This window comes from Gemmobacter denitrificans, from assembly GCF_036964905.1.
Lineage (GTDB): Bacteria > Pseudomonadota > Alphaproteobacteria > Rhodobacterales > Rhodobacteraceae > Gemmobacter > Gemmobacter denitrificans.
In genome coordinates this window covers 159,134-166,119 of record NZ_JBALHR010000008.1, presented here as the reverse complement: position 1 = coordinate 166,119, position 6,986 = coordinate 159,134, and the positions used below count along the sequence as shown (strand labels likewise).

Here is a 6,986-nt window from a genome sequence, read left to right as displayed (position 1 = left end):
ATCTGCAGGATGGGGTCCATCAATTCCTCTCTGGATGCGAGTTGGCGAAGCTGGGGCAGGGCGGGCGTGTTCACGAGGACGCCTTTTTCGTTTTTGCAACGCATTGGGGAAATTAGCTTTAACGCGCATCGGCTCGGCGCTTCGCATATTGACCGCTGCGAAATGGTTGCCAACCGTGAATGACTAATTTAGAACATTGAGCGAACATGTATTTAATGCTGACAGATGTCGGGCTGTCGGATAGAGCAGGGTTAGGGTCGAAAGATAAGGAGCCAACTAAATGTTGACGTCAGTTGAGCTATGTGCGGGAGCGGGCGGTCAGGCTGTTGGCCTCGAGCAGGCGGGCTTCGACCACACTGCGCTTGTCGAGATTGACCCGCACTGCTGCACCACACTCCGGGCGAACCGGCCCAACTGGAACGTGATCGAAGACGACCTGCGCATCTTCAAAGAGCGCTCCGCAACCTTCGCCGGGATTGACCTTCTGGCCGGGGGCCTGCCCTGCCCGCCCTTCTCGGTGGCTGGAAAGCAGCTTGGCGCGGCTGACGAGCGCAACCTGTTCCCGGACGCAATCGAGATCGTCGCAGCAACGAAGCCCCGGGCGGTCATGATCGAGAACGTCAGGGGCTTCCTTGACGCGGTTTTCCAAGACTACCGGGAAGACTTGAAGCGCCAGCTTGAGAAGCTCGGATACAAGACCGAGTGGCGGCTCCTAAACGCCTCCGACTACGGGGTGCCGCAGCTCCGTCCCCGGGTCGTGATCGTGGCGATTGAAAACTCTTCCACCGAACACTTTGACTGGCCTACGCCGCAGCCGCACAACCCGCCCACGGTCGGTGCGGTCCTTCGCGAGCAAATGGCCGCCGGGGGCTGGCCGGGGGCCGACGCATGGGCCAAGCGAGCCGACGAGATCGCACCGACCATCGTGGGCGGGTCAAAAAAGCATGGCGGCCCCGACCTCGGGCCTACTCGGGCACGGGCCGCGTGGGCCTCGCTCGGGGTCAACGGCAAGACCGTTGCCGACGAGCCTCCGGCTGCGGACTTCGTGGGGATGCCGCGCCTCACGGTCCCGATGGTGGCGCGCATTCAGGGCTTCCCTGACGATTGGCAGTTCACGGGGCGCAAGACAGCTGCCTACCGGCAGGTGGGCAACGCCTTCCCGCCGCCGGTCGCAAGGGCTGTGGGCGAGAACGTGCGCGCGGCCCTGACGGCCCGGCGAATCTTCGCCGTTAGCGCCTAAGCTCGACCACCCGCGCGGGCTGTGCAACACTCTCTACCAATTTCGGTGGAGAATCAGACCTATTGCGCGCCAATCTTCCAGCAAGCCTCGTCGCCCCCGGCCATCCCGACTTTGCCGTGTCGTCGGCCATCCTTGCCGAACTCGACCAGCGGGCCGGTGGGGCGGGGAAACTCGCGCAGGAGGTTCCGGCCCTACTGCGAGAGGTCGTTGACGACGTGATCCAGACGCCGCGCACCGGGCGGCGGTCTTACGACGAGCTGGAGAAGACCGAGAAGACCTACATCGGCACCCGCGTGGAAATTATGCTGAGATCGCTGCTTTCGCTTCCGCGCGGTCGGTTGGATGCGGTCGTAGCGGGGCACGACACCGACATAAAGCACACCATGGGCAATAACTGGATGATCCCGGGAGAGGCTATAGGCCAGCCCTGTATCCTCGTTGCCGCCGATGAGGTCCGCGCCCGCAGTTACCTCGGACTTATTGTGGCCCGACCTGAATATCTGACGGCCAGCGCCAACCGGGATGCGAAGAAGAGTATTTCAGCCGCTGGGTTTGCGCACATCTGTTGGGTATTTTCGGATTATCCATACCCGCCCAATTTTTGGCGCACGATCCCTGCGGAATCGGTCGAGCGTATCGTCTCCGGTCGAACTGGCAATGAGCGGGTCATGGCGCTGTTTCGAGAGGTGCAGGGCATCCCAGTCACCCGCGAGACGGTTGAGGGTGTGGCACGGCAGAAGGACTTCATGCGTCGCATCCGCGCTGACGGTGGTCGTGGCACACGAGATTTGCTCGCGGCCGAGGGAATTCTACTGCTGTCAGGGAAGTATGACGGGCCGCTTATCCGCGCTCTCAGCTTGCCTACAGGGGACTTCGTTGCCCATACCCCAACCACCAACGAAGAGCTTGCTGCTGCGCGTGCCGCTGGATGGAAAATTTAGCGCATCTAGAAAGATGGGGCGGCCAGTTGGCCGCCCCCACCTTTTTTTCATCCCGGAGTCAAACCCGATACGTCCAGTTCCCCTCAACCTGACCACGCTGGAGCCGATGCTGGAAGACCTGCACAGCCGCCTGGCGGGGGTGATCATCGAATGCCTCGACTGGGCCGAGTTCATCCCGCGCTATGATCGCGAAACCTGTCTTCATCCATCGGCCATCTCCTTGTCATACTGCTGGCAGACCCGCTGGCTCAGCCCCTTGCCGCACCGAAGTTCCCCGGCGATCCGGTCCATCCCCATGCCATCGGCGCGAAGGGCGCGGATCGCGTCCACGATGGCGTCGGAAGCGGGCGCGCGACCGATCTGCTTGCCGCGCGCCCGGGCGCGGGCCATCCCGGCCTTGGTGCGCTCCACGATCATCGCTCGCTCGAACTCAGCAAAGACGCCCGACATCTGCAACAGCGCCCGGCCCGCCGGGGTGGAGGTGTCCAGCGCCTGCTGTTCAAGAAAGAGGTCGCAGCCGACGCTGCGCAGCGTCTCGAACAGGTCCACCAGATCGCGAAGGGATCGCCCGAGGCGCGACACATCCCAAGCCATCACAAAGTCGAACCGGCGGCGCGCGGCGTCCTTCATCATCGCGTCCAGCCCGGGCCGCGCGCGGCTGGCGCCGGATGCCGTCTCGACATATTCGCACACAACGGCCCAACCCGCTCGCTCCGCCACCTCTCGCAGGCGGATAAGCTGGTTTTCGGGCGTCTGTTCGCTAGTCGATACCCGGGCGTAGATCGCGGCCTTCCTCATCAGATTCTCCTCTTGCAGCAAATAGCACTATTTGCTATTTATAGAGGATAAGCAGAATCGGAGAAAGCTATGAATAGGACCATCTCGGTTTCGACAGCGGTTTTCGCGGCTATCTGGGCACAGCGACAGGCGGGGGAGGACACAGAGGACGCCATCCTCAACCGCTTGCTCAAATGCGGCGAGCCCGCCCCCGCTCCGAACAAGGTCACGTTGAAGGGGCACGGCATCACCGATGGGCGAAGCGGTGTCCACTTCGCGGAAGGCTTTGAGGTGTTTCGCACCTACAAGCGCAAGCACTACACGGGCGTTGTCCAAGACGGTCAGTGGGTCAGGCCAGATACCGGAGAACGCTTCCCGACGCTCAACCAGCTCAACCAGTCGATAGTAGACGGCAACGAAAATGTCTGGAATGGCAACTGGAAGTTCCTCGGGTCAGATGGCACCCAGCGATCAATCGCGGAACTGCGATAGGCGCTGCGGACCTCGAGTTGATTGCCGAGAATTATCGGCGTGCAGAAGGGACTTATTGGACCCGGCGTGCGTGGCGACCTGCGGCTGGCGATCATTGACCAAGCTGCGATGCTCTATGATACACGGGGCGCAGACATAGAACGCCCGGCTGGCCTGTCCATGGCAGCGGCCCGCATCGTGTCGCGCTATCGTGGGGTGCGGCTATGCACACCGCAGACCACCTGACCACCATCACCACCCGACCCCGTGGCCGTCCGCGCAAGGATGGATTGCCTTCAGGATCACCCGAGGCAATCGCAGCGGATGTCTGCGTGATCAAGGATCAGGCGTTGCCCACGGTGGACGAGGGGCGCGTGATCGTCGGCCCGCGTGAGCGGACAGTCGTGTTCGCTGACCGCTTCCGTGGGGTCAGCTATGTTGACGTGGTGGACCATCTGATCCGCCTCAAGAACGCGCCGCCGTTCGGTGGCAAGTCGAACCTCGTGATTGACGGCACCTCCATCGGGCGCGTCGTCTCGGACATGCTGCACGAGCAGAACGTGCCGCACTTCGCCATTCAGATGACGGGCGGGCAGGAGTGGACGAAGAAAGGCCGCTACGTCAACGCGGGCAAAACGGCCATGATCGAAACCCTTGCCGTGATGTTTGCCGCAGGCGAGATCAAGTTTGCCCACGACTGCCCGTTGCGCGCCGAGATCGAGGCCGATCTTGCGTCCTTCACGACGCAGACGACGGCTGCGGGCAACCAGATCATCACGCAGGGGCGCAACGGTTCCGGCCACGGCGATCTTGGGATTGCGCTGATCGTCGGCGGCTTTGCCTCGCAGCACCTCAAGCCGCAGCGCATGGAGGTTGCGCACCTGATCGGGTATTACTGACAGAGCCGCGGCTCGGGCGGGTTGTAGATTTGATCTCAAACGTTCTTTGTAACATCCCGACTTTTAGTTAATTAAAGCTCCGACAAGCCGCTCCGTATTTCAAGTTCGTCTTTTTCAAGAGTTTTCGCAGCTTTGCCGCACTCGCGCACAACCCGATCTCTTAAAATAACTAGAGCTTGCATCTGAATCTGGACCTCAAGATCGCTAGATTTCCCGAAAAGCAGCGATGTTACATGAAGTAAAGAATAGGCGGTATTCGATGCGGGAGTCTCAAGTCCTGCATTAGATGCTCCTGCATGAATAAACGGTTGACCGCCAATCGTTGAAAGGCTCCTAACTGCGCCAACAATGCCAGCGTGTATTCTGTGGCTCGATGCTTTGTAATTTGGGGGCAACGCTTTCCAACCAATCGCTTCTTCCAGATCTTGAAATCTCGGACTCTTGAGGTTCAGACAGGATGCGGCCCAACCATATGGTCCCGCAAAAGAACGTCCATATGCGTCAGTTGCGGCTTCGAACTCATCCTGCAAGTCCTTGATCTCACCTCGCAAGTTTTTTTCATCATACGTTATTCCGGCATGTTTGAACTCGTTTATAACGGTTTCTCTTAGACTCACCACTTCATGTGCCAAATACTGCTCCGCAACGGAATCGCCAAACTTGTCAATCAAGAACGCAACAACCGAAATCTCGTAAAGCGTCCTCCATCTGGCGAACGCACCATCAGCAAGGCCATTTCCAAGTAAAGTCACTATCTCCAATGTTGTCTGACAGGCTCGCATATGAAGTATGACAAGGGCTTGCCGTTTAATCCTTCCGCTTTTTGCTCGAGAGCGTGAGAGCTTTTCGGCATAATTCTGCCCAATCTCTCTCGAAGATATGAGCAGCATGTGGAGAGCGTCTAATCCTTTACCCCACCTAAGCTCAAGTCTGTCGCGAAAGTGGCGCATGTCTCCACGCTCTTCAACCTTTTGCTCGGGCCATCGTCTATCAAGCGATCTAACAAATGACTTGGCGCTCTCTCTCAAGGTGTTCTCAATCACTTTCGGCAGACCATCCTTGAGAAATGCGGACACCTCTTTTTCAATTCGATGTCCGTCCTCATCGGTGAACGATATACTGAGTTTCTTCGTAATGTCAGGCTCGCCATCGTCCCAATGAAAGTCTTCACTGGAGCCTGAGGAAATGTGCTCAGTCAGTGCAGAAAGCAAAGATGAATTCTCGATTCCTTGGTCAGCAAGCTTCTGAGCTATGAGTTTGCGCACGAAGTGCTTGGGAATATCTTTCAGATTTTCTTCGAGGTGCTTCTTTAATTTCGACATTTCGCTTCCAAATAACTACTCGACCGCGTGCATGGAAAGCATTAAGATGCATCTTTTCGAGCGACCCACTGAGTATGCTCTCTTGAAAATGCCAACTCCGCCTCGTTGACAAAATCGGAAAATTCGCTCTCTGTATTCACCGCCTCGGCATTTCCCTTAATGATACCGATCTCATGTGCAGCCAAATTGTAGCTGGCGGTTAGTTCGCTGTGACGCTTCATCTGAATCCAGCCGAGTACAGACGTCACTAGTACGATCAACGGATCAAAGAACCTAGAAAACCAGCCGTATCCCAATTCGTCGGCATAAAGTGAAAGTGCCGCAGCCAGATATATCACTATCGTAATGACAACCCATACGCGAAGCATCCGCCTGTTCCAGACGGATTTCTTTGCATACCAGCGACGCTGATCGTCAACGCGGTTTTCGGTGTAGTATGCGATCCTCTCTTGCAACCCCAGAGCTCGGACTTGCAACATCGAAGCGGTCACTTGCTCGGCCTCCGGCGTAATCAACTCCTGCGCGATGGCTTGGTTCGATTGCAGGATGCCCCGAAGTTGGTTGCGAAATGCAGCCTTCGGAAGTGCAATCTTCTCGGCATCGACGAAAGGATGCGCTCTCATGCAGAACCGCCAAGTTAACGTCTTTACGGACTCTGCCAACGCTCGGCACCTATACCAGTCTTGATCAAGCTTCTTCACGACCTTGTAGACGAATAGGCCAGCAAGGATCACGAGCAACAGTGTCACGGTTAGGCGGCTATGCAGAAAAACATCTTTGTTCGCAAGCGAGAGGCTGACGAGCAGAAGCAGGAAGTACTCGGCACGGATTGTCCACAGGAAGCCTTTTTGCGCTCGAGCAGAGGCGTCGTCGGCGCTCGTGTAAAGGGCGGGATATTCCAACTTCTGGTTTGTCACGATATCTGCCTAATGCCTGCTACGATGGATTCAGTGTTCCAGTTGACCACAAGGTCCGACACGTTCACGACCGCCTGTGGCATAACCTTTGCCGAACGCGGACGAACCCCAAGGATCGGTTTCCCGATGCTCTTTGCAAAATCCATCTCGAACTGAATCCAGTCGCTGTGGTTAGTCCACATGCCGCCAATGATGATAACACACTGAACAGGCCTAATCTGGTTGCGCAGTTGTTCTGCCAAGGCATTTGCGTTTAGGCCTACAAAGGCCTTGTGCTCCGGCACGGAGTAGTTTTGCCAATCGAAGTATGGGCGATTGGTCAGCAAATTGACCATCGAGTTGTAGCGTTCGCTATAAGACCAAGAGTGACTGATAAAGAGCCGTTTTGACATGATGTAGTGTTTTCCTGCGAGAATGCC

10 protein-coding genes are annotated in these 6,986 nt (G+C 57.4%); 6 read left to right on the top strand and 4 right to left on the bottom strand.

What is annotated here, in order from left to right; genetic code table 11:
• From V6590_RS14025 to V6590_RS14015, 3 genes are all read left to right on the top strand, one after another.
• A partial coding sequence (locus tag V6590_RS14025; RefSeq protein ID WP_335424132.1) for a hypothetical protein occupies positions 1-183 on the top strand: 183 nt, incomplete at its 5' end.
• Positions 184-280: 97 nt separating this feature from the next.
• Positions 281-1,240: a DNA cytosine methyltransferase gene (locus tag V6590_RS14020; RefSeq protein ID WP_335424130.1), complete on the top strand. Its 960-nt coding sequence runs from the start codon at positions 281-283 to the stop codon at positions 1,238-1,240.
• Positions 1,241-1,302: 62 nt separating this feature from the next.
• Complete coding sequence (locus V6590_RS14015) at positions 1,303-2,181, top strand: NaeI family type II restriction endonuclease (RefSeq protein WP_335424128.1); 879 nt, start codon at positions 1,303-1,305, stop codon at positions 2,179-2,181.
• 201 nt (positions 2,182-2,382) lie between these two features.
• On the opposite strand, the gene V6590_RS14005 is transcribed toward V6590_RS14015, so the two are convergent.
• The gene (locus tag V6590_RS14005; protein WP_335424126.1) at positions 2,383-2,979 is read right to left on the bottom strand and encodes a recombinase family protein; all 597 of its coding nucleotides are present in this window, start codon (positions 2,977-2,979) and stop codon (positions 2,383-2,385) included.
• 69 nt (positions 2,980-3,048) lie between these two features.
• On the opposite strand from V6590_RS14005, the gene V6590_RS14000 reads away from it, so the two are divergent.
• Genes V6590_RS14000 through V6590_RS13990 form a run of 3 tightly spaced genes read left to right on the top strand, consistent with a single transcriptional unit; the run spans position 3,049 to position 4,328 of the window.
• Entirely contained in the window at positions 3,049-3,450 is a 402-nt protein-coding gene (locus tag V6590_RS14000; protein ID WP_335424124.1) for a hypothetical protein, read from the top strand.
• 39 nt (positions 3,451-3,489) lie between these two features.
• Positions 3,490-3,675 carry a hypothetical protein gene (locus V6590_RS13995; protein WP_335424122.1) on the top strand — a complete coding sequence of 62 codons (186 nt, stop codon included), beginning with the start codon at positions 3,490-3,492 and terminating at the stop codon, positions 3,673-3,675.
• Positions 3,654-4,328, top strand: a complete 675-nt coding sequence (locus V6590_RS13990) for a hypothetical protein (protein WP_335424120.1) — start codon at positions 3,654-3,656, stop codon at positions 4,326-4,328. Before V6590_RS13995 ends, V6590_RS13990 begins: the two co-directional genes overlap by 22 nt.
• A 71-nt stretch (positions 4,329-4,399) precedes the next feature.
• Here V6590_RS13990 and V6590_RS13985 read toward each other — a convergent pair whose 3' ends face one another.
• Genes V6590_RS13985 through V6590_RS13975 form a run of 3 tightly spaced genes read right to left on the bottom strand, consistent with a single transcriptional unit; the run spans position 4,400 to position 6,959 of the window.
• On the bottom strand, positions 4,400-5,650 hold the full coding sequence (locus V6590_RS13985; protein ID WP_335424118.1) for a DUF5677 domain-containing protein: 1,251 nt from the start codon (positions 5,648-5,650) through the stop codon (positions 4,400-4,402).
• Positions 5,651-5,691: 41 nt separating this feature from the next.
• Positions 5,692-6,567: a DUF4231 domain-containing protein gene (locus V6590_RS13980; protein ID WP_335424117.1), complete on the bottom strand. Its 876-nt coding sequence runs from the start codon at positions 6,565-6,567 to the stop codon at positions 5,692-5,694.
• Positions 6,564-6,959 carry a TIR domain-containing protein gene (locus V6590_RS13975; protein WP_335424115.1) on the bottom strand — a complete coding sequence of 132 codons (396 nt, stop codon included), beginning with the start codon at positions 6,957-6,959 and terminating at the stop codon, positions 6,564-6,566. Before V6590_RS13975 ends, V6590_RS13980 begins: the two co-directional genes overlap by 4 nt.
• Positions 6,960-6,986 lie beyond the last annotated feature (27 nt).

Excerpts from the sequence above, each read along its gene's own strand:
- V6590_RS13985 (WP_335424118.1), bottom strand. The coding sequence starts at position 5,650 with ATGTCGAAATTAAAGAAGCACCTCGAAGAAAATCTGAAAGATATTCCC.
- V6590_RS14005 (WP_335424126.1), bottom strand. The coding sequence starts at position 2,979 with ATGAGGAAGGCCGCGATCTACGCCCGGGTATCGACTAGCGAACAGACG.
- V6590_RS13990 (WP_335424120.1), top strand. The coding sequence starts at position 3,654 with ATGCACACCGCAGACCACCTGACCACCATCACCACCCGACCCCGTGGC.
- V6590_RS14000 (WP_335424124.1), top strand. The coding sequence starts at position 3,049 with ATGAATAGGACCATCTCGGTTTCGACAGCGGTTTTCGCGGCTATCTGG.
- V6590_RS14020 (WP_335424130.1), top strand. The coding sequence starts at position 281 with ATGTTGACGTCAGTTGAGCTATGTGCGGGAGCGGGCGGTCAGGCTGTT.
- V6590_RS13975 (WP_335424115.1), bottom strand. The coding sequence starts at position 6,959 with ATGTCAAAACGGCTCTTTATCAGTCACTCTTGGTCTTATAGCGAACGC.